This is a genomic window from Leucobacter sp. USCH14, from assembly GCF_037619215.1.
Taxonomy (GTDB): Bacteria; Actinomycetota; Actinomycetes; order Actinomycetales; family Microbacteriaceae; genus Leucobacter.
The window spans coordinates 14,404-34,989 of record NZ_JAQPZP010000004.1 but is presented as its reverse complement, the minus strand read 5'-3'; the positions used below and the strand labels follow the sequence as shown (position 1 = coordinate 34,989).

Genomic DNA, 20,586 nt, shown 5'->3' with positions numbered 1-20,586 from the left:
GCGCGGTCCGATCTGAGAGTGTATCGAATCAGCCTGCATCGCTCTGCGACGCGAGCCAGGCGGCGCGGTCGCGATCGATGCGCGCGCCTCGCACCATGCAGTAGACCCACAGCGCCGTGAACAGCACGCTCACGATCAGGGACATCGGCAGGAGGATCGCGGTGAGCAGCATGAGGACATGCACGATCCACCCGACCAGGATTCCGAAGCGGCCCCGCCGCATCCCCACGAGGCCGACGAGGATCACCAGCGCGAGCCCGCCCCCGACGAAGAGCCCCATCTCGCGCGGCTCGAGCACCGCCATGCCGAATATCGTGAGCCCGAAGAGCGCGACGATGAAGAGCTCGAACCCCAGCACGATCGAGGCGAGCGCCTTCTGGGTCGACGTCGGACCGCGTCGCGCTCCTGCGATGCGCATCGCCGAGTTGTGCGCTGCGGTCTCCGAGGGCGACAGCACGAGTTCGGGTTCCTCTGCGTCGGAGGCCCGACCTGCGCCCGCCGCGCCGTTCACGCCGCGCTCCAGCCCTCGGAGCGCGCGAACGCGATCGCTTCGCCGACGAGCACGACCGAGCCCACGACGAGTACGGCGCGTCCGTCGGAGCGCATCGCCCACCCGCGCGCCTCCTCGAGGGCCTCGGGAAGCGAATCAGCCAGTTCGATCGGGGTGCCGGGAATCTCATCCTCTGCGATGCGCCGCAGATCGTCGGGCGAGGCGCTGCGCGGTGAGTCGACGGGAGTCACGGTGACCCGATGGGCGATGGGCGCGAGCGCGGCCAGCAGCCCGGAGGCGTCCTTCTCCTCGAGCACCCCGATCACGAGTGCGAGCTCTGCGAAGTCGAACGACTCCGTCACCGCCGCGACGAGCGCCGCAGCGCCGTGCGGGTTGTGCGCGGCATCCACGTAGACGATGGGGTCGGTGCCGATGAGCTGCAGACGCCCCGGCGAGGTCAGAGCGCCGAAGCCGTCGTCGAGCACCTCCTCGGGAACGGGGCGATCCGCGCCGAAGAACGCCTCGACGGCAGCGATGGCCAGCGTCGCGTTTTCAGCCTGGTGCCGCCCGAACAGTGGCACGAAGATGGGATCGTAGGCGTTTCCGCTGAGCCCGACGACGTCGATTTGACGCCCCCCGACGGCCACGCGGTCGTCCACGAGCGAGAAATCACGCCCCAGCACTGCCAGAGCCGCCCCGTGCCCCGCTGCCGCATCCGCGATCTCCGCGAGGGCATCGGGATCCTGACGCGCTGAGACGACGATCGATTCGGGTGTGATGATTCCCGCCTTCGTGCGAGCGATCGTCTCGATGTCCGGGCCGAGCACCGCGGTGTGGTCCAGATCGATCGGGGTGAAGACCGCGACGCGCGCATCGACGATGTTCGTCGCGTCCCACTCCCCGCCCATTCCGACCTCGATGACGGCGACGTCGACGGGTGCGTCGGCGAAAGCGGCGAAGGCGAGCACCGCGAGCGCTTCGAAGAACGTGATCGGGCTGTGGCCCGCTTCGACGAGCTCCGCATCCACGACCTCGAGCGGCAGCTGGAGCTCGTCCCAGGAGGCCGCGAGCACATCGCCGTCGATCGGCTCGCCATCCAGCTGGAAGCGCTCCGTGAAATCGACGAGGTGGGGGCTGGTGAAGAGCCCGGTCCGGAGCCCGTGCGCGCGCATGATCGACGCGATGGCGCGGCTCGTCGAGGTCTTCCCGTTCGTGCCCGCGACCTGGATGACCGGGAACGACAGCTGCGGCGACCCCGCGAGCTCGGCGAGTCGGCGCACCGGTTCGATCCGCGGGCGCGGGTTCGCCTCGCCGACGCGTTCGAGAAGGGCCGCGTACACCCGCTCGGCGCCGCTCATGCCGTGGCTCCCGCCCGCAACGACGCAGCGTCGGTCGCGTCGATCGTGATGACGATCGCGGCCTTCTCGGATCCGATTCCACGTGCGGCGGAGATGAATACGCCATTGCCGGGAGAGGAGATGTCGTCGACGATCGCATCGATTCCGATGGCCTCCTGCACCGCGAAACCTTCGGCGAGCGTCTCGGCGGCGATGAGGGTCGCGTGCGCCTCGAGGGCGGCGGCGTGCGCCGGTTCCGCATTCAGGGCGAGCACGATTCGGTCGCTCACCTCGAGCCCGGCGTTCTTGCGCGCCTCCTGCACGGCCCGGATCGCGTCTCGCGCGATTCCCTCCGCCTCGAGCTCAGGGGTCAGTGCCGTGTCGAGCATCGCGAAACCGCCGCTGGGAAGCAGCGTGAGCGCCGGGCCCGACTCCGCGTCGTCGCCGGTGCGGAGGGTGAGTTCGTACTCATGGGGCTCGAGTGGGATGCCGCCGGCGACGACGACGCCCTGCTCCTCGCTCCAGTCCCCCGATTTCGCCGCCTTGATCGCCTGCTGCACCTGCTTGCCGAGCCGGGGCCCCGCAGCGCGTGCGTTCACCGCAAGTGTCTGCACGATGCCGTGCTCCTGAGCGCTCGTCTCCGTCTGCTGCACGAGTGCAACGGATTTGACGTTCAGTTCTTCGCGAAGGATGTCGGCGAACGGCTCGAGCGCCGCAGGGTGCTCGGCGACCACCGTGAGGCCGGCGAGAGGGAGGCGTACGCGCAGGCCGCGGCTCTTGCGCAGCGCGAGCGTCTGAGAGGTGATCTGGCGCACCTCGTCCATGGCGGCTACGAGATCTGCGTCGTCGGGGAACTCGGCCGCATCCGGCCAATCCGTCAGGTGCACGGACCGCCCGCCCGTGAGGCCTCGCCAGAGCTCCTCGGTCACGAGCGGCGCGAGCGGCGCAGCGACGCGGCAGACAGTCTCCAGCACGGTGCAGAGCGTGTCGAATGCCTGGCGGTTCTCGGGAACTCCGTGATCGCCGCCGACGCCCGCCCAGAATCGATCGCGGGAGCGGCGCACGTACCAGTTGGTGAGCACCTCGGCGTACGCGCGAAGCGCCTCGGCGGCGGAGGTGGTGTCGAGCGCCTCCAGGTGGGTCTCGACATCGCGGATCAGTCGCCCCGTCTTCGCGAGGATGTAGCGATCGAGCGGGTCGGTCGAGTCGGTGCGGCGCTCCGCGATGATGCCGTCGGCGTTGGCGTACAGGGAGAAGAAATACCAGGTGTTCCAGAGTGGCAGGATGAACTGCCGCACGCCCTCTCGGATGCCCTCTTCGGTGACCACGAGGTTGCCGCCGCGCACCACGGGCGATGCCATGAGGAACCAGCGCATCGCATCGGACCCGTCGCGGTCGAACACCTCGTTGACGTCCGGGTAGTTGCGCAGCGATTTCGACATCTTGTTGCCGTCGGAACCGAGCACGATGCCATGGCTCACCACGTTGGTGAAGGCCGGGCGATCGAAGAGAGCGGTTGCGAGCACATGCTGCACGTAGAACCAGCCGCGGGTCTGCCCGATGTACTCGACGATGAAGTCGGCCGGCTGGTGCGTCTCGAACCACTCCTGGTTCTCGAACGGGTAGTGGGCCTGGGCGAACGGCATCGATCCCGAGTCGAACCAGACGTCGAGCACGTCTTCGATGCGCCGCATCGTCGACCGCCCGGTCGGGTCATCGGGATTGGGCCGCGTCAGGGCGTCGATGTACGGGCGATGCAGATCGACCTCGCCCGCCTCATTGCGCGGAAGCGTGCCGAAATCCGCCTCGAGTTCCGCGACGGAGCCGTATACGTCGACTCTCGGGTGCTCGGGGTCGTCGCTCTTCCAGACGGGAATCGGGCTGCCCCAGTACCGGTTGCGACTGATGGACCAGTCGCGGGCGCCTTCGAGCCACTTGCCGAACTGGCCGTGCTTCACGTTCTCGGGCACCCAGGTGATCTGCTCGTTGGTCTCGAGCATGCGCTCCTTGATGTCGGTGACGCGCACGAACCAGCTCGAGACGGCCTTGTAGATGAGCGGGTTCCGGCAGCGCCAGCAGTGGGGGTACGAGTGCTCGTAGCTCTGCTCGCGCAGAAGACGGCCGCGATCGCGCACCAGGCGGATCAGCGGACGGTTCGCGTCCATCCACAGCTCGCCGGCCACGTCGGTGACGGCGCTGATGAATCGGCCGCCCTCGTCGACGCTCACGATGGTCGGCATGCCCGCGGCCGTCGTGATCCGGTAGTCGTCCTCGCCGTACGCGGGCGACTGGTGCACGATGCCCGTTCCGTCGGTGGTCGAGACGTAGTCGTCGACGAGGATCTGCCAGCAGTTCTCGGTGCCCCAGACCTCTGCATCGGCGAAGTAGTCGAAGAGCGGCGCGTACTGCACGCCGACGAGCTCGGAGCCGCGCACGTCGCGCGCGATCGCCGAAACCGCATCCTCAGTGGAGGCGTACCCGAGATCCTTCGCGTGGGCCCCGACGAGATCGCGCGCGAGCAGATAGCGTGCAGCGCCCGCCTTCCCGCCGTCGCCGGCGCCCTCGGGTCCGGCCGGTACGACCGCGTAGTCGATGTCGGGCCCGACCGCGAGTGCCGCGTTCGTCGGAAGCGTCCACGGCGTCGTCGTCCAGGCGAGGGCGCGCACCTCGGCGAGGTCGAGCTCCGCTGCGCGGTCGCCCGAGAGCGGGAACGAGACCGTGACCGACGGATCCTGACGCATCTGGTAGACGTCGTCGTCCATGCGCAGTTCGTGGTTCGAGAGCGGTGTCTCATCGCGCCAGCAGTACGGGAGGATCCGCGACCCCTCGTACGCGAGACCGTTGTCGTAGAGCTTCTTGAAGGCCCAGATCACGCTCTCCATGTATCCGAGGTCGAGCGTCTTGTAGCCGTTCTCGAAATCGACCCAGCGAGCCTGGCGCGTGACGTACTCCTCCCATTCGCGGGTGTACTGCAGCACGGAGGCACGGGCCTTGCCGTTGAAGGCGGCGACGCCCATGTCCTCGATCTGGGACTTCTCGGTGATGCCGAGCTGCTTCATCGCCTCCAGTTCGGCCGGAAGCCCGTGCGTGTCCCATCCGAACCGGCGCTCCACCTTCTTGCCCCGCATCGTCTGGAAACGGGGGAAGACGTCCTTCGCGTATCCGGTCAGCAGGTGCCCGTAGTGCGGGAGACCGTTCGCGAACGGCGGGCCGTCGTTGAACACCCATTCCGGAGCGCCTTCTCGTCGACGGATGGACTCGCGGAACGTGTCGTCCGCAGCCCAGAAACCGAGCACGTCGCGTTCGATCTCGGGAAGCTTCGGCGAGGGGGCGACGCCGAAGGCGGCACCGGTGTGCTGCGCGTCGGCCGCGGCGGGCGGGATTCCCGTGGACTGCTGAGGGTACGGCATGGGTTCCTTCTCGGTTCCGGCGTGTCTACATGTGCCTGTGCCGGGACGAGATCCGGATCGCGCTCCGTCTCCCGCGGTACCACCCCGCTTGCCGCCCGCGCTCCCGATGAGGGAGCGGTTCGACCGCTTCATTCGGGCGATCACGGGCCCGACCCGTTCGGTTCTACTGAGCGACCCGGCATCCCGCACATCGAGACGCAGTGCCGCTGTTCTTCCGAAGACTCCCCGATGATGGTCGGATCGCAGTCGTTGTCACCAGTCTAGCGCAGCGTCCGCGGGCAGCCGCCTCGTGCTCAGAAGCGTCATTTCGGACAGGGATCCGCACCGGACGGTAACGAACGAGTAACGATAGCCGAGCCTTCTTTTCCCTGATCAGCGTCGATAAGCGCCATGATATTCGGGCCGAGCGCGCCGGGCGTGCCTTGCACATTCGTGCAGGACATTGTTAGCGTCGAATCAGCGTTGAGGGCGGCCGCGTGCCGATCTTCCTGATCTGCTCCGGGCAGTCAGCGCCGAGATTCGGCGCACCGGAGCTCGGGAGGTCGAGTGCGGTCAGATCCTCCGCAATACGAGCTGGCCAATTGTGAGGCAATCCGGCGGCGTCGGTGCTGCAATCCCATCGATCCCGACGGTCATCGGCGTGCCTCCGATTTCGTCGTGCCAAGAACGAGGAGTTTTACAGTGACCAGTACTAGGGAACATGCCGCGGTCGAGAGCCGCGCGCACGCGGATGGGTCGCCCGAGGGTGCGGCCCCTGCGATCGCAGTGTCGCACGCCTACAAGGTGTTCGGACGACGTCCCCGAGAGGTCGTGAAGCGCCTGCGCAAGGGCGCCACCCGAGACGAGGTGCGCGGTCAGGGCACCGCCGCGGTGATCGACGCGAGCTTCAGCGTGAACCCGGGCGAGATCTTCGTCGTGATGGGTCTTTCGGGATCGGGCAAATCGACCCTGATCCGCATGCTGAACGGACTCAACGACACGACCGACGGATCGATCTCGGTCTTCGGCACCGAGGTCGTCGGCTTGAGCGGGCAGGAACTGCGCGCACTTCGCCGAGACCGCATGTCGATGGTCTTCCAGCACTTCGCCCTTCTCCCCCACCGCAGCGTGCTCGACAACGTCGCCTATGGCCTCGAGCTGCAGGGCGTCGGGCCCGCGGAGCGGCGCGAACGCGCGCAGCACTGGCTGCAGCGCGTCGGGCTGTCGGGATGGGAGCAGCACCTCCCCGGCGAGTTGTCGGGCGGGATGCAGCAGCGCGTGGGCATCGCGCGCGCATTCGCTGCGGACACCGACATCCTGCTCATGGACGAAGCCTTCTCCGCGCTCGACCCCCTGATCCGTCGCGAGATGCAGGAGCAGCTGGTCGAGCTCCAGCAGGAGCTGAACAAGACGATCGTCTTCATCACGCACGACCTCAACGAGGCCATGTTCCTCGGCGATCGCATCGCGGTGATGCGCGACGGACGCATCGTCCAGGTCGGCACGCCCAATGACATCCTCACGGATCCGGCCAACGACTACGTCGCTCAGTTCGTGCAGGACGTGGACCGCGCGCGCGTGCTCACGGCGGGGGACGTCATGGAGCCGCCGCGCGCCGTGGTCCCCGCGAGCGCGGGCCCTCGGACGGCGCTGCGCACGATGCGCGACCTGCAGACCTCGGCCTGCTTCGTCACGTCGCCCTCGCGGAAGCTGCTCGGCGTCGTGCGCGATAAGGACGTGCTGCGCCAGGTGCGCGAAGGCGGCACGGACATCACGGAGCGCCTGCGCCCGACACCGTCGATTGTGAAGCGCGATCAGTACATCTCCGAGCTCTTCGAGCTCGCGGTCGAGAGCTCGTTGCCCGTCGCCGTGACCGATGATCAGGATCGGCTGATCGGCGTGGTGCCGCGCGTCACGCTGCTCGCCGCGCTGACCGACCTTCCCACGATGACGACGGAGATCCCGATCATCGAGCCGACGCCCACCGTATCGGCTGCGACGATCTCAGAAACGCTGGGTGACGCCCCCGACGGCGGCACGGTACACGGGCTCGCGCCCGAGAACGAGGAGGTGCGCTGATGGACGACTTCCGTATTCCGATCGGCGATTGGGTCGCTGATGGACTCAACTGGTTCAAGGCGACCTTCGACGGCTTCCTCGAGGCGGTCACCACGATCATCAAGTTCCTGGTGGAGGGGCTCGCCGACGGGCTCACGTCGGTGCCGTTCGCGGCACTCATCGTCGTCTTCGCGCTCATCGGCTGGGTGCTGCGCTCCTGGCAGCTCGCAGTCGGCACCGTGATCACGATGCTGCTCATCGTCGGCATGGGCCAGTGGGAGAACGCGATGCTGACGCTCGCCCTCGTGCTGATCGCGGCGCTGATCGCCGTCGTCGTCGCCATCCCGCTGGGCATCGCGGCTGCGAGAAGCGACGCGTTCAGTGCGATCCTGAAGCCCGTTCTCGACTTCATGCAGACGATGCCCGCATTCGTGTATCTGATCCCCGCGGTGATCTTCTTCAGCATCGGCTTCGTGCCGGGCGTCTTCGCGACCGTGCTCTTCTCCGTGGCCCCGGGCGTCCGGTTCACCGAGCTCGGCATTCGCGGCGTCGACGCCGAGACCGTCGAGGCGGGCTACGCGTTCGGTGCCGCACCCGGCAAGATCCTGCGCGGCATTCAGCTGCCGCTCGCGATGCCGACCATCATGGCGGGCATCAACCAGGTGATCATGCTCGCGCTCTCGATGGCGGTCGTGGCCGGCATGGCCGGGGCGAACGGTCTCGGCAAGGAGGTCGTCGCCGCGATCTCCACGCTGAACATCGCCCAGGGCGTCGAGGCCGGACTCAGCGTGGTGATCCTCGCCGTCTTCCTGGACCGAGTGACCGCAGCGCTCGGCAATCCGGGCGATTTCAAGCACTCGCTGCTCGGCGGTCTCCGCCGCCGCCGCGACGCGCGTCGCACCGGCGCCCTCGCGAAGGCCGCCTGAGTCGCAGCTCCTTCACCCGCAACACACGTACCCCCACACCGTGCGCCTGGCGCACGAAACGAAAGGACGAAGTATGCAGAAGCGCAAGCTCACGGGAATGCTGGCCCTCGGGGCCGCCGCAACGCTCGCCCTCGCCGGCTGCTCGGGCAGCGGCACCGACGGCGGATCCGATGACGCCTCGGGCGGAGAGAACGGCACCGTCACACTCGGCTTCCTGCCGGGCTGGACCGACGGTCTCAGCACGGCCTACCTCCTCGAGGATCAGCTGGGCAAGATGGGTTACACCGTCGAGATGGAGGAGCTGACCGACGCGGGTGTGCTCTACGCGGGCCTCGCCGGCGGCGACTTCGACATCTACCCCTCCGCCTGGCCGGAGGTGACCCACGCCTCCTACATGGAGGAGTTCGGCGATCAGATCGAGGATCTCGGCGGCTACTACGACGGCGCCGTGCTGACGCTCGCCGTGCCCGAGTACGTCGACATCGACTCCATCGAGGACCTCGCCGGCAACGCCGATCAGTTCGGCGGTGAGATCATCGGCATCGAGCCGGGCGCCGGCCTCACCGCTCAGACGCAGGACGTCGCCATGCCCGAGTACGGACTCGACGGCGATTATGAGCTCGTCACCTCATCCACTGCCACGATGCTCGCGACGCTCCAGGACAAGATCGACAACGAGGAAGACGTCGTCGTGACCCTCTGGCGCCCGTTCTGGGCGAACGACGCCTTCCCGCTCAAGGATCTCGAGGATCCGAAGGGCGCAATGGGCGAGCCCGAGACGCTGCACTTCCTCGGCAAGCAGGGCATCTCGGAGGAGTTCCCCGAGGTCGCGGACTACATCGCCGATATCAAGCTCGACGACGTCGCGTACGGCGCCCTCGAGAGCCTGGTCACGGGTGACGAGTACGCGGACGACCCCGAGGGCGCCGTCGACGCCTGGCTCGAGGAGTACGGCGACGCGTACCCCGGTCTGCTGGCGAACTGACCGTTCTCCGCACTTCCCCTGACGCCCTCGAACGAGGGCCGCACGAAACGAGAGAGGAGCCCCTCCCGAGACGCACTCCCGGGAGGGGCTCCTTTTTCATGCCGTCTCGCATCCGCGGACGGCGCCACCGACGAAAGGACACCGTTTGCAGTTCCGACCCCTGACCACCCTTCTCGCGACCGGCGCGGCAGCCTGCCTGGCGCTCACCGGCTGCTCCACCTCCTCCGCAGCGGACGGGAGTTCTGAGGACACCATCACGATCGGGTACATCCCGTCCTGGAGCGATGGGAAGACCTCGGGATTCCTGCTGAAGGATCAGTTCGAGAAGCTCGGGTACGACGTCGAGATGGAGAAGCTCACGGAAGCGGCGGTGCTCTACACGAGCCTCGCCGAGGGCGACATCGACGTCTTCACCGGAGCGTGGACCGAGCGCACGCAGGCCGACTACGTGAAGGATCGGGAAGACGAATTCGAAGACCTCGGAACGTGGTACGACAACGGCACGATCACGCTCGCCGTACCCGAGTACGTGGATGTGGAGTCGATCGGAGACCTCGCGTCGCAGGCTGGCCGCTTCGACGGCAAGATCATCGGGATCGAGCCGAGCGCCGGACAGATGCAGCACACGGAGGAGGTCGGAATGCCCGCGTACGGGCTCGACGGCGAATTCGAGCTCGTCTCCTCGTCGACCGCCGCGATGCTCGGCTCCCTGGAGGACGCCATCGCCGATGAGGAGGACATCGTCGTCACGAGCTGGCGGCCCTTCTGGGCGAACGAGGTCTTCGGGCTCAGGGACCTGGAGGACCCGGAGGGCGTGATGGGTACGCCAGAGGGAATCCACGTGCTCGCGACGCAGGGGTTCAGCGACCGCTTCCCCGATGCAGCGGAGTACGCGGCAGAATTCGTCTTGGACGATGAGGCCTTCAGCACCCTCGAGAACTCGATGACCAACGAGTTCGGCGAGGGCGATGAGGACGAGGCCGTCGATGCGTGGATCGAGAAGCGCCCGGACGCGTTCCCGGCGTTGCTGACCGATTAGAGGTCGGAGAGGCGCTCGACGTCGTCACCGCGTAGGATCGGCGACGTCGGGCGCCTCCGGCTCGGCCTTCATCGAGGAGACAGCATGAGCGACGCAGCCGCAGTACCCGAGATCGAACAGCGACCCGAGATGCATCTCGCGGTCGTGCGCGAGACCGTTCCGTTCGACCGCATCCCCGAGCTCTACGACCGCGCCTACCCGAAGATCTTCGCGGCGCTCGAAGCCGCCGGCGTGACACCGGCCGCCGCAGCCATGGGTGTGATGCACGGCTCCCCCTCGGCCGATGGGCTCGACCTGTCGGTGGCCGTGCCGATCCTGCACCCTCTCGCCGAGTCCGATGGAGAGGTGACGATCGAGACGCTGCCGTCTGCTCGAACGGCCACACTGCTGCTGCGGGGCGACTTCAGCGGACTCTCCGCGGCCTACGAGAAGCTGTACGCCTGGATCAGCGACCAGGGCGAGCAGCCGACCGACATCGCCTGGGAGCAGTACCTCACCGAGCCGGAGCCCGGCGGGGACCCGGCATCGAACGAGACACTCATCGGGGTGCAGCTCGCGGGCGGTTGATCGCCGGTAAGCTGGAGCGACACCATCAGGCACCAGTGGGGTGCATCACTCCCCCACGATCACGCGGTGCCGCCCACATCGAACCCCGATGCCGCAGCTGCGCGCGGCGTCGAGAAGCGGAGCCCCACGCATGAGCGCGATTCCCGACAAGCCCGTACTCGAAGGCCTCGAGGCGAAGTGGGGGCCCGTGTGGGAGGAAGCGGGCACGTACGCCTTCCCGCGGGAGCGCGCGACGCGGGAGAACGTGTACAGCATCGATACGCCTCCCCCCACAGCGTCGGGTTCGCTCCACGTCGGGCACGTCTTCTCGTACACCCACACGGATACGATCGCCCGCTACCAGCGCATGCAGGGCAAGGCCGTGTTCTACCCGATGGGGTGGGACGACAACGGGCTCCCGACCGAGCGCCGCGTGCAGAACTACTACGGAGTGCGCTGCGACCCCGCGCTGCCGTACGTCGAGGGCTTCGTGCCCCCGCACGAGGGGGGAGACGGCAAGAGCATCAAGGCGGCGGATCAGCAGCCGATCTCGCGCCGCAACTTCATCGAGCTCTGCGAGCGCCTCACCGAGGAGGACGAGCAGCAGTTCGAGGCGCTCTGGCGCACCCTCGGCCTCTCGGTCGATTGGAAGCAGAGCTACCGCACCATCGGCGCCGATTCGCTGCGCGCGTCCCAGCTCGCCTTCCTCCGCAACGTGGAACGCGGTGAGGCCTACCAGGCGCAGGCGCCCACGCTGTGGGACGTGACCTTCCGCACCGCAGTCGCGCAGGCGGAGCTCGAAGATCGTGAGCAGCCGAGCGCTTACCACACGCTGGCGTTCCACAAGTCGGACGGGTCCGGCGATATTCTCATCGACACCACGCGCCCCGAGCTGCTCGCGGCATGCGTCGCCCTGGTCGCGCATCCGGACGACGAGCGCTTCCAGCCGCTCTTCGGCTCGACGGTGCGCACGCCGCTCTTCGACGTCGAGGTGCCGATCCTCGCCCACCACCTGGCGCAGAAGGACAAGGGCACGGGCATCGCCATGATCTGCACCTTCGGCGATGTCACCGACGTCGTCTGGTGGCGCGAGCTGAACCTTCCGAACCGCGCGATCCTCGGGTTCGACGGTCGCGTGATCTCCGAGGCTCCCGAGGCGATCTCGAGCGAGACCGGGCGCGCCGCGTACGCCGAGATCGCGGGCAAGACCGTGTTCAGCGCGAAGCAGATCGTCGTCGAGGCGCTGCGAGCGTCGGGCGAACTCGTCGGCGACGTGCGCAATCTCACCCACCCCGTGAAGTTCTTCGAGAAGGGCGACAAGCCGCTCGAGATCGTTTCGACGCGTCAGTGGTACGTGGTGAACGGTGCCCGAGACGAGGCACTTCGCGACCGCCTCCTCGCACATGGGCGCGAGCTCCAGTGGCATCCCGACTTCATGCGCGTTCGCTACGAGAACTGGGTCGAGGGGCTCTCGGGCGATTGGCTCATCTCCCGTCAGAGGTTCTTCGGGGTGCCGATTCCGGTGTGGTACCCCCTCGATGCCGACGGCAACCCGGTCTACGACCAGCCGATCCTGCCCAACGAGGATCAGCTGCCCGTCGACCCCTCGAGCGACGTGCCCGCCGGGTACACCGCCGAGCAGCGAGGCGTGGCCGGAGGATTCCAGGGCGAAGTCGATGTCATGGACACCTGGGCCACGTCGTCTCTCACCCCGCAGCTCGCGGGTGGATGGGAGCGCGACTCGGAGCTGTTCGACCTCGTGTACCCGTTCAGCCTGCGCCCGCAGGGGCAGGACATCATTCGCACGTGGCTGTTCTCGACGCTGCTGCGCTCCGAGCTCGAGGGCGGGCAGCTGCCGTGGCGGCACGCGGGCATCTCAGGGTGGATCCTGGACCCCGACCGGAAGAAGATGTCGAAGTCGAAGGGCAACGTCGTGACGCCCGCCGGCATGCTCGAACAGCACGGCTCAGACGCGGTTCGCTACTGGGCGGCCTCCGCGAAGCTCGGCACGGATGCCGCCTTCGACCCGCAGAACCCGACGCAGATCAAGATCGGCCGACGCCTGGCGATCAAGCTGCTCAATGCGGCGAAGTTCACGCTCGGCTTCGACGACTCCGGCGCGGGATCGGTGACGGAAGCGCTCGACCGCGCCGTGCTGGGCGGCCTGGCAGAGGTGATCGAGAATGCAACGCGCGCGTTCGAGAACTACGATCATGCCCGTGCGCTCGAGCTCACCGAATCGTATTTCTGGACGTTCTGCGACGACTACCTCGAGCTGGTGAAGGAGCGCGCGCACAACGGCAGCGGTCAAGCGCAGGCCTCCGCCGTGACAGCGCTTCGCGCATCGCTGTCGGTGTTCGTGCGACTCCTCGCTCCGTTCCTGCCGTACGCGACGGAGGAGGTGTGGTCGTGGTTCGGAGAAGGATCGGTCCACCAGGCGGCCTGGCCCGTCGCGTCCGAGGCGTCCTCCCTCGCGGGCGAGGACGCGGATGCCGCTCTGCTGGGCCTCGTGGGTGAGGCGCTCGTCGGGATTCGCGGTGCGAAGACCGCTGCGAAGGCGTCGCAGAAGACCCCGGTCTCTCTCGCCGTGGTGCAGTCGCGCCCCTCCGATCTCGCGCGGCTGGAATCGGCTTCCGCTGATCTCGCTGCGGTCGGGAAGATCGCCGAGCTGCGCATCGAAGCCGGCGCGGAAGATGCGACCGGCGTTTCCGTGATCGACATCCAGCTCGCCCCCGTGGAGGCGTGAGCATGCGTCTCGGGGCTCGATGGCAGACGGGGGCTCCCCCGCATCGCAGCGTGCCCGAGGAGCTGCACGCCGCTATCGCCGAACAGGAGGCGCTCCACCCGGCTGCGCAGTCGTGGACGCTCACGTGGTTGGAGGGCAGGCCCCGCTGCGTACTCGACGACGTCGCGTTCGTCGCGCTGGACGTCGTCGGTCGCGTGCGCACCGGCCCGGTGCGCCATGACGAGGAGGTCGCGGACGCGGCGAGGGGCCGTGACGCAGTCGGCGGCGATGCACCCGCAGCTGACGATGACGATGACGAATGGTTGAGTTGAGGCATCCCATGGTTCGCAGAAGCACCCGTACCCCCGCGCAGCTCGTTATGGGGGTGACCACCGCTGCGGCGCTGCTCGTCGGGCTCAGCGCGTGCGCTCCCGAGCCCTCTGACGGGGGGAACTCCGATTCGGCGTCCTCCGCCTCTGCCGATGCCGACGCGGGTGCCGCGGGGAGCGAAGCTTCGAGCACGGCCGACGGTGAGAAGAAGGCCAGCGGCGACGCATCGGGTGACAGCGACGGTGGTTGGCCCCAGCAGGGCGATCCGCAGGAGAATTCGAAGTCGACCTCGCTCCCCGCGTCATTTCCCAGCGACAGTTTCGCGGTGCCCGACGGCGCCGTGATCGATGACGCCGGCGAACGCTCCGCCGGCGAATGGTATCTCGTGCTGAACGCGAAGGATCAGGCGGATGCCGATGCCTCGTGGCAGGCGATCGTCGACGCGAGCGGATTCACTGAGTCCGACCGGTCCGAGACCGAGAACGGTGATGTTTCGGCTACGCTGACGAATGCCGGTGTGAGCGTCTTCGCCCTCCAGATTCCGCAGGAGGACGGCTCGGTACTCGTGAGCTTCGACATCACTGCCACGGGTGGTTGAGCGTGCGCATCGCGCTGATCCGGCACGGGCAGACCGATTGGAATCTCACCGGTCGCATGCAGGGCCGCACCGATGTTCCGCTGAACGAGACCGGACGGGAGCAAGCGCGTCGGCTCGCCGAGCAGCTCGCTCGCGAGGGCAGATGGGACGCGGTCGTGACCAGTCCGCTGCAGCGTGCGCTCGAGACTGCCGAGATTCTCGCCGATCTGCTCTCGCTCGCGGCGATCGTCTGCGATGATCTCGTCGAACGCTCATTCGGCGATGCCGAGGGATTGTCGCACAGCGACGCCCTCGAGCAGTGGCCATCGCGGATCTATCCGAGCATGGAGGGTCACGTCGAAGTCGCCGAGCGCGGTGTAACCGCCCTGGATCGCATCGCCGACCGCTTCCCCGGAGGGCGCGTTATCGCGGTCACCCACGGATCCTTCATCCGGCATGTCCTGGCCGACATCTCGGCGCTGCCGTCGGATGAAATGCCTCGGGCGGAGAACATCGCGATCTCCGAGATCGAACGCGACGAGTCAGGCCGCTGGCGCGTGGAATCGATCTCAGGGCGCGCGTTCGCATCCGACGGCGAGCCCGCTCCCGAATAGGCGCAACGAGGGCGCACGGCGACTGATCGCTAGGCGCTCTCGCGGCGCCCGCGCGCCTGCAGCACCCGAGGAGCTGCATCGCCGTTCACCGATTCGCGGGTCACGATCACTTTCGTGATGTCCCCGTCTGACGGCACCTCGAACATGACCGGACCGAGGATCCCTTCGAGAATTGCGCGAAGTCCGCGCGCGCCGGTCTTGCGCTCGACCGCGAGTTCCGCGATGGCTTCGAGCGCGGCGTCCTCGAACTCGAGACTCACGCCGTCGAGCTCGAACATGCGCTGGTACTGCTTGACCAGCGCGTTCTTCGGTTCGGTCAGAATGCGGGTCAGCGCCTCGACGTCGAGCGGATCCACCGTCGCGACGATCGGCAGACGCCCGATGAACTCCGGGATCAAACCGAACTTGTGCAGGTCTTCGGGCTGCACCTGGGCGAAGAGCTGGTCGTCGTTCCGCTGGCTCGAGACCGGCGCCCCGAATCCGATTCCGCCCTTCCCCAACCGAGATCCGACGATCTCCTCGAGCCCGGCGAACGCCCCGGCGACGATGAAGAGCACGTTCGTGGTGTCGAGCTGGATGAATTCCTGGTTCGGGTGCTTTCGCCCTCCTTGAGGCGGAATCGACGCGACCGTGCCCTCGAGAATCTTGAGGAGCGCCTGCTGCACGCCTTCGCCGGATACGTCACGAGTGATCGACGGATTCTCGGCCTTCCGGGAGATCTTATCGATCTCGTCGATGTAGATGATGCCGGTCTCGGCGCGGGCGACGTCGAAGTCTGCCGCCTGCAGCAGCTTCAGCAGAATGTTCTCGACATCTTCACCGACGTACCCCGCCTCGGTGAGCGCCGTCGCATCCGCCACCGCGAAAGGCACCCCGAGCTGACGCGCGAGAGACTGAGCGAGATACGTCTTACCGCATCCGGTCGGCCCGATGAGCAGGATGTTCGACTTCGCGATCTCCACCTGCTCCGACGCGACGTCGGCGCTCGCGAGCGACGAGAGCGCACGTACCCGCTTGTAATGGTTGTAGACGGCCACCGCGAGCGACTGCTTCGCCCGATCCTGCCCGATGACGTACTGGTTCAGGAAGTCCGCGATCTCGCGGGGCTTGTGCAGCGTGAAGTCCGAGCTCTCCCCCGTCTGATGCTCCGCCAAACGCTCTTCGATGATCTCGTTGCAGAGCGCGACGCACTCGTCGCAGATGTAGATCTGCGGGCCGGCGATGAGCTGCTGCACCTGCTTCTGCGACTTCCCGCAGAAGGAGCACTTGAGCAGCTCGCTGCTTTCGCCGATCTTCGCCATGCGGAGCTCCTTCACCTAACTCGGTCTGATCCGGTGTCTTCGAGACTAGCGGGAGCCTCAGACATTGACGGGCGGCGCGCCGGGGCCTCGAGGTCGCCCCCGAGGCCCCGGATCGACTACTTCGCGATGACCGGCTGAGGGTTCTTGCGACTCGTCAGCACCTGGTCGACGAGCCCGTATTCGAACGCCTCCTGCGCGCTGAGAATCTTATCGCGATCGATGTCGCGATTCACCTCTTCGATGCTCCGCTTGGAGTGCTTCGAGAGGGTCTCCTCGAGCCATTCGCGCATCCGAAGGATCTCGCGGGCCTGGATCTCGATGTCGGATGCCTGGCCGTGACCGCCCTGACCGCTCGAGGGCTGGTGGATCAGCACGCGGGCGTTGGGGAGCGCGAGCCGCTTGCCGGGGGTGCCTCCCGCGAGCAGAACGGCGGCCGCGGACGCCGCCTGGCCGAGGCAGACCGTCTGCACGTGCGGGCGGATGTACTGCATCGTGTCGTAGATCGCCGTCATCGCGGTGAACGAGCCGCCGGGCGAGTTGATGTACATCGTGATGTCGCGTTCGGGATCCTGGCTCTCGAGCACGAGAAGCTGGGCCATGACATCATCGGCGGATGCATCGTCGACCTGGACGCCGAGGAAGATGATGCGATCCTCGAAGAGCTTCGCATAGGGATCCTGGCGCTTGTAGCCGTAGGCGGTGCGCTCCTCGAACGAGGGCAGCACGTAGCGGGAGTCGGGCATCTGCAGGCTCGATCCGCCGGACTGTGGCATGTAGGGAGTATTCATCGAATCAGTTGCTTCCTGTCCGTCGCGTTAGTTGCTGGTGCCGCCGCCGCCGACGACATCGGCAGCCGAATCGCGGATGAAGTCGATGAAGCCGTACTCGAGCGCCTCATCTGCGGTGAACCAGCGATCGCGGTCACCGTCCTCGTTGATCTGCTCCACCGATTTGCCCGTCTGCGCCGCGGTGATCTCCGCGAGGCGGTTCTTCATCGACGTGATCAGCTGCGCCTGAGTCTGGATATCGCTGGCGGTACCGCCGAAGCCGCCATGAGGCTGGTGCAGCAGCACCCGGGCGTTGGGCGTGATGTACCGCTTGCCCTTGGTGCCCGCGGTCAGGAGGAACTGGCCCATCGAAGCCGCCATGCCGATGCCGACCGTGACGATGTCATTCGGCACGAAGGACATCGTGTCGTAGATCGCCATGCCCGCGGTGATCGATCCACCGGGCGAATTGATGTAGAGATAGATGTCCGCTTCCGGATCCTCTGCGGCGAGCAGCAGGATCTTGGCGCAGATCTCATTCGCGTTGTCGTCACGGACCTCGGAACCGAGCCAGATGATACGGTCCTTCAGCAGTCGTTCGAACACGCTGTTCGGTGGCGTCTGTTCAGCCATGCGGCGCTCCATTCGTTGTTGCTTGGTTCGAGCGTACCGAGTCGCTGCCGCTGCAGGAGCCGTGTTCGCCGTGGGCGCATGGCCCCGCGCATGCGACGATCCCCCGCCTCGGCGACCGAGACGGGGGATCGTGGAGCAGAGCGCGGAGCTTACTCGCCGGCGGCTTCGGCCTCAGCAGCGGCCTTCTTCGCAGCACGGGTCGCGGCTGCCTTCTTGGCAGCGGCGGAGCGCGCCGCCTTCTTCGCGTCCTCCTCCTCGGTGGCACCGGCCTCGCTCGATGCGGCGGTCGCCTTCTTCGCGGGTGCCTTCTTCGCGGGTGCCTGCGTCTCGGCCTCAGGCGCTTCATCGGCGACCGGGGCCTCGTCGGCGCCCTCGGCATCGGCGTCATCATCGGAATCCACCGCGGTGAACTCGCTCAGGTCGACCGGGTTGCCGTTCTGGTCGACGACTTCTGCCTGGGAGAGGGCGACAGCGAGGGCCTTGTTGCGGGTGACCTCGCCGAGGATGATGCCCATCTGGTTGCCCTGACTGATCGCCTGCAGAAACTGGGTCGGCTCCATGCCGTACTGCTGCGCCGACTGGAAGATGTACTGCGAGAGTTCGTTCTGCGTCGGAGTCACGCCCTCGGCCTCGACGATCGCGTCGAGCAGGAGCTGGAGCTGAATCTGCTCCTCCGAGGACTTGCGCACCTCGGCGCGGTGCTCGTCGTCTTCGAGGCGGCCTTCGCTCTCGAGGTGACGGTGCACCTCTTCCTCGACGAGCTCCTCGGAGACGGGGATGCCGGCCTGCTCGATGAGCGTGGCGGTGAACAGGTCGCGAGCCTGCTGGCCCTGGGCGAAGACGGAGGCCTTCGCGGCCTGATCCTTCAGGCTCTCGCGCAGCTCGGCGATCGTGTCGAATTCGCTCGCGAGCTGAGCGAACTCATCGTCCGCCTCGGGAAGCTCGCGCTCCTTCACCGCGGTCAGCGTCAGCTCGACCTCGGCGTCCTGGCCCTCGTACTCGCCGCCCAGCAGCTGCGAGGTGAAGTTCGTCGTCTCACCCGCGGTGAGCGTCTCGACGGCCTCATCGGTGCCGGCGAGCAGATTGCCCGCGCCGACCTCGTAGGAAACGCCGCTCGCCTGATCGACCTCCTTGCCGTCGATCGTCGCAGTGAGGTCGAGCTCGACGAAGTCTCCCGCCTTCGCGGGCCGATCCACGGTGACGAGCGTGCCGAAGCGCTCGCGGAGCTTGGTGAGCTCCGCCTCGACGGCGTCCTCGTCGACGTCGACGTTGTCGACGGTCAGCTTGAGGCCCGCGTACTTCGGCAGCGTGAAGTCGGGGCGCACCTCGACCTCGAACGTGAGCACCAGGGTGCTCTCCGCGTTCTTCGCCTCCGGCCACTGTTCGACATCAGCGGTGGGGCGACCCATGGGGCGCTCATCCGCCTCGGCGAGAGCAGCCTGGTAGAAGTCGTCCAGGGAGCTGTTGACGGCCTCCTGGATCACGGCCTCGCGACCGACGCGCTGATCGATGATCGGCGCCGGGACCTTGCCCTTGCGGAAGCCGGGCACCGACACCTGCTCGGAGATGGTCTTGTACGCCTGCTTGAGGTAGGGCTCCAGCTCGTCGAGCGTAACTTCCACGCTCAGCTTGGCGCGGGTCGGAGTGAGCTTCTCAGCTGTCGTCTTCGGCAATTTGGCCTCTCATCATCAGAATGTCGTTCGGATGCCGGTTTCGGGCCGGCGGACCCTGGTCGGGGCGACAGGATTCGAACCTGCGACCTCCCGCTCCCAAAGCGGGCGCTCTAGCCAAGCTGAGCTACGCCCCGGAAGACCCGGGAGTTCCGTCGTGATGGCGCGAGAACGCGCACAACCCGAGCAAGTCTAGCCGATGCGCGGGCCGCTGCGTTGCAGCCGCCGGGAGAAGTGCCGGAATCGGCGCCGCGCATGCACGGGAACGCCGCATATGCAGAAGGCCCCGCCGAAGCGGGGCCCGTATCCGGAGGGGATGACGGGAATCGAACCCGCGTAATCAGTTTGGAAGACTGAGGCTCTACCATTGAGCTACATCCCCGTGCTGCATGCAGCGCGTGGTGCCGAAGCACCTCACCGATCATACTGCAAGGCGGTGACCGATACGAACTCGGCGTCAATCGTCGCGTGTCGCGGCTCGGTGATTGCTCGTGGTCTCGAGGTAGCGAGCGGAGTTCAGGCGCACGGCTTCGCGATCCTCATCGTTCAGTTCTCGCACCACACGAGCGGGTACGCCGACGACGAGAGAGTGCGGGGGCACCACCATCCGCTGGGGCACGACCGCGCCGGCGACGAGGCTCCCGGCGCCGACGACAGCCCCGGTGAGCACGGTGGCGTGCATGCCGATCAGGCAGCCGTTCTCGATCGTCGCGCCATGGATCATCGCGAGGTGCCCGATCGATACGTCATCGCCGATCACCGCGGCATCGCCCCGCTGCGTATGCACGACCGCACCGTCCTGAATGTTGCTGCGCTCCCCCACGCGCACCGCGTCGGAATCGCCCCGCAGCACCGCGTTGTACCAGACGCTCGAGTGCGCGCCGATGCGCACATCGCCGACCACGACGGCGCCCGGAGCGATCCACGCGTGCTCATCGATGTGCGGGGTTCCGTACGGCGGCACGCCGATGACGCGCGCACCTTCGAAGTGCGGTGATCCGTTCGATGTCATGACGCCTCCTGCTCGCGGCGGGTGAAAACGAAACAGCCCTTACCGCAAGGGTAAGGGCTGTGATCGCTCCCCCGGCTGGGCTCGAACCAGCGACATCCTGATTAACAGTCAAGCGCTCTGCCAACTGAGCTACAGGGGATCATTGCGACTGCAACCAGACTAGGTTAGCAAGCACGCGAGCGCGTGT

The 20,586-nt window shown here is 67.1% G+C and carries 17 protein-coding genes and 3 tRNA genes; 9 read left to right on the top strand and 11 right to left on the bottom strand.

Annotation, left to right across the window (positions count from 1 at the left end):
- Positions 1-28 precede the first annotated feature (28 nt).
- Genes PQI23_RS05650 through ileS form a run of 3 tightly spaced genes read right to left on the bottom strand, consistent with a single transcriptional unit; the run spans position 29 to position 5,237 of the window.
- Positions 29-511, bottom strand: a complete 483-nt coding sequence (locus PQI23_RS05650) for a DUF4233 domain-containing protein (protein WP_339972395.1) — start codon at positions 509-511, stop codon at positions 29-31.
- A complete protein-coding gene (locus PQI23_RS05645; protein ID WP_339972393.1) occupies positions 508-1,848 on the bottom strand; it encodes a bifunctional folylpolyglutamate synthase/dihydrofolate synthase in 1,341 nt (446 codons plus the stop codon). The genes PQI23_RS05650 and PQI23_RS05645 overlap by 4 nt, the downstream gene beginning before the upstream one ends.
- The gene (ileS, locus tag PQI23_RS05640; protein WP_339972391.1) at positions 1,845-5,237 is read right to left on the bottom strand and encodes an isoleucine--tRNA ligase; all 3,393 of its coding nucleotides are present in this window, start codon (positions 5,235-5,237) and stop codon (positions 1,845-1,847) included. Before ileS ends, PQI23_RS05645 begins: the two co-directional genes overlap by 4 nt.
- A 681-nt stretch (positions 5,238-5,918) precedes the next feature.
- On the opposite strand from ileS, the gene PQI23_RS05635 reads away from it, so the two are divergent.
- From PQI23_RS05635 to PQI23_RS05595, 9 genes are all read left to right on the top strand, one after another.
- Positions 5,919-7,295, top strand: a complete 1,377-nt coding sequence (locus PQI23_RS05635) for a quaternary amine ABC transporter ATP-binding protein (RefSeq protein ID WP_445238407.1) — start codon at positions 5,919-5,921, stop codon at positions 7,293-7,295.
- On the top strand, positions 7,295-8,200 hold the full coding sequence (locus PQI23_RS05630) for an ABC transporter permease (protein ID WP_339972389.1): 906 nt from the start codon (positions 7,295-7,297) through the stop codon (positions 8,198-8,200). Before PQI23_RS05635 ends, PQI23_RS05630 begins: the two co-directional genes overlap by 1 nt.
- 73 nt (positions 8,201-8,273) lie before the next feature.
- Positions 8,274-9,185 (top strand): glycine betaine ABC transporter substrate-binding protein, encoded by a 912-nt coding sequence (locus PQI23_RS05625; RefSeq protein ID WP_339972387.1) that lies wholly within the window; start codon positions 8,274-8,276, stop codon positions 9,183-9,185.
- 145 nt (positions 9,186-9,330) lie between these two features.
- On the top strand, positions 9,331-10,224 hold the full coding sequence (locus PQI23_RS05620) for a glycine betaine ABC transporter substrate-binding protein (protein ID WP_339972385.1): 894 nt from the start codon (positions 9,331-9,333) through the stop codon (positions 10,222-10,224).
- 84 nt (positions 10,225-10,308) lie between these two features.
- Complete coding sequence (locus PQI23_RS05615; RefSeq protein ID WP_339972383.1) at positions 10,309-10,791, top strand: GyrI-like domain-containing protein; 483 nt, start codon at positions 10,309-10,311, stop codon at positions 10,789-10,791.
- A gap of 130 nt (positions 10,792-10,921) precedes the next feature.
- On the top strand, positions 10,922-13,516 hold the full coding sequence (gene valS / locus PQI23_RS05610) for a valine--tRNA ligase (RefSeq protein ID WP_339972381.1): 2,595 nt from the start codon (positions 10,922-10,924) through the stop codon (positions 13,514-13,516).
- A gap of 2 nt (positions 13,517-13,518) precedes the next feature.
- Positions 13,519-13,827: a Fe-S oxidoreductase gene (locus PQI23_RS05605; protein ID WP_339972379.1), complete on the top strand. Its 309-nt coding sequence runs from the start codon at positions 13,519-13,521 to the stop codon at positions 13,825-13,827.
- A gap of 8 nt (positions 13,828-13,835) precedes the next feature.
- A complete protein-coding gene (locus PQI23_RS05600; protein ID WP_339972377.1) occupies positions 13,836-14,423 on the top strand; it encodes a hypothetical protein in 588 nt (195 codons plus the stop codon).
- A gap of 2 nt (positions 14,424-14,425) precedes the next feature.
- Complete coding sequence (locus PQI23_RS05595; RefSeq protein ID WP_339972375.1) at positions 14,426-15,016, top strand: histidine phosphatase family protein; 591 nt, start codon at positions 14,426-14,428, stop codon at positions 15,014-15,016.
- A 29-nt stretch (positions 15,017-15,045) separates the two neighbouring features.
- On the opposite strand, the gene clpX is transcribed toward PQI23_RS05595, so the two are convergent.
- The 8 genes from clpX to PQI23_RS05555 form a co-directional block, all read right to left on the bottom strand.
- On the bottom strand, positions 15,046-16,317 hold the full coding sequence (clpX, locus tag PQI23_RS05590; RefSeq protein WP_339972373.1) for an ATP-dependent Clp protease ATP-binding subunit ClpX: 1,272 nt from the start codon (positions 16,315-16,317) through the stop codon (positions 15,046-15,048).
- A gap of 116 nt (positions 16,318-16,433) precedes the next feature.
- The gene (locus tag PQI23_RS05585; RefSeq protein WP_339972371.1) at positions 16,434-17,105 is read right to left on the bottom strand and encodes an ATP-dependent Clp protease proteolytic subunit; all 672 of its coding nucleotides are present in this window, start codon (positions 17,103-17,105) and stop codon (positions 16,434-16,436) included.
- A gap of 27 nt (positions 17,106-17,132) precedes the next feature.
- On the bottom strand, positions 17,133-17,846 hold the full coding sequence (locus PQI23_RS05580; RefSeq protein WP_339972743.1) for an ATP-dependent Clp protease proteolytic subunit: 714 nt from the start codon (positions 17,844-17,846) through the stop codon (positions 17,133-17,135).
- 20 nt (positions 17,847-17,866) lie between these two features.
- Complete coding sequence (gene tig / locus PQI23_RS05575; RefSeq protein WP_339972369.1) at positions 17,867-19,390, bottom strand: trigger factor; 1,524 nt, start codon at positions 19,388-19,390, stop codon at positions 17,867-17,869.
- Between the two features lie 56 nt (positions 19,391-19,446).
- Positions 19,447-19,524 (bottom strand) — tRNA-Pro (locus PQI23_RS05570).
- Between the two features lie 174 nt (positions 19,525-19,698).
- Positions 19,699-19,769: transfer RNA gene (locus PQI23_RS05565), tRNA-Gly, on the bottom strand.
- A 75-nt stretch (positions 19,770-19,844) separates the two neighbouring features.
- Positions 19,845-20,399: a gamma carbonic anhydrase family protein gene (locus PQI23_RS05560; protein ID WP_339972367.1), complete on the bottom strand. Its 555-nt coding sequence runs from the start codon at positions 20,397-20,399 to the stop codon at positions 19,845-19,847.
- Positions 20,400-20,465: 66 nt separating this feature from the next.
- Positions 20,466-20,538, bottom strand: a tRNA-Asn gene (locus PQI23_RS05555).
- Between the last annotated feature and the right edge of the window lie 48 nt (positions 20,539-20,586).

Coding starts and splice junctions, on each gene's coding strand:
- PQI23_RS05600 (WP_339972377.1), top strand. CDS start 13,836: ATGGTTCGCAGAAGCACCCGTACCCCCGCGCAGCTCGTTATGGGGGTG.
- PQI23_RS05615 (WP_339972383.1), top strand. CDS start 10,309: ATGAGCGACGCAGCCGCAGTACCCGAGATCGAACAGCGACCCGAGATG.
- PQI23_RS05560 (WP_339972367.1), bottom strand. CDS start 20,399: ATGACATCGAACGGATCACCGCACTTCGAAGGTGCGCGCGTCATCGGC.
- ileS (WP_339972391.1), bottom strand. CDS start 5,237: ATGCCGTACCCTCAGCAGTCCACGGGAATCCCGCCCGCCGCGGCCGAC.
- PQI23_RS05630 (WP_339972389.1), top strand. CDS start 7,295: ATGGACGACTTCCGTATTCCGATCGGCGATTGGGTCGCTGATGGACTC.
- PQI23_RS05625 (WP_339972387.1), top strand. CDS start 8,274: ATGCAGAAGCGCAAGCTCACGGGAATGCTGGCCCTCGGGGCCGCCGCA.
- PQI23_RS05645 (WP_339972393.1), bottom strand. CDS start 1,848: ATGAGCGGCGCCGAGCGGGTGTACGCGGCCCTTCTCGAACGCGTCGGC.
- PQI23_RS05585 (WP_339972371.1), bottom strand. CDS start 17,105: ATGAATACTCCCTACATGCCACAGTCCGGCGGATCGAGCCTGCAGATG.
- PQI23_RS05605 (WP_339972379.1), top strand. CDS start 13,519: ATGCGTCTCGGGGCTCGATGGCAGACGGGGGCTCCCCCGCATCGCAGC.
- clpX (WP_339972373.1), bottom strand. CDS start 16,317: ATGGCGAAGATCGGCGAAAGCAGCGAGCTGCTCAAGTGCTCCTTCTGC.
- valS (WP_339972381.1), top strand. CDS start 10,922: ATGAGCGCGATTCCCGACAAGCCCGTACTCGAAGGCCTCGAGGCGAAG.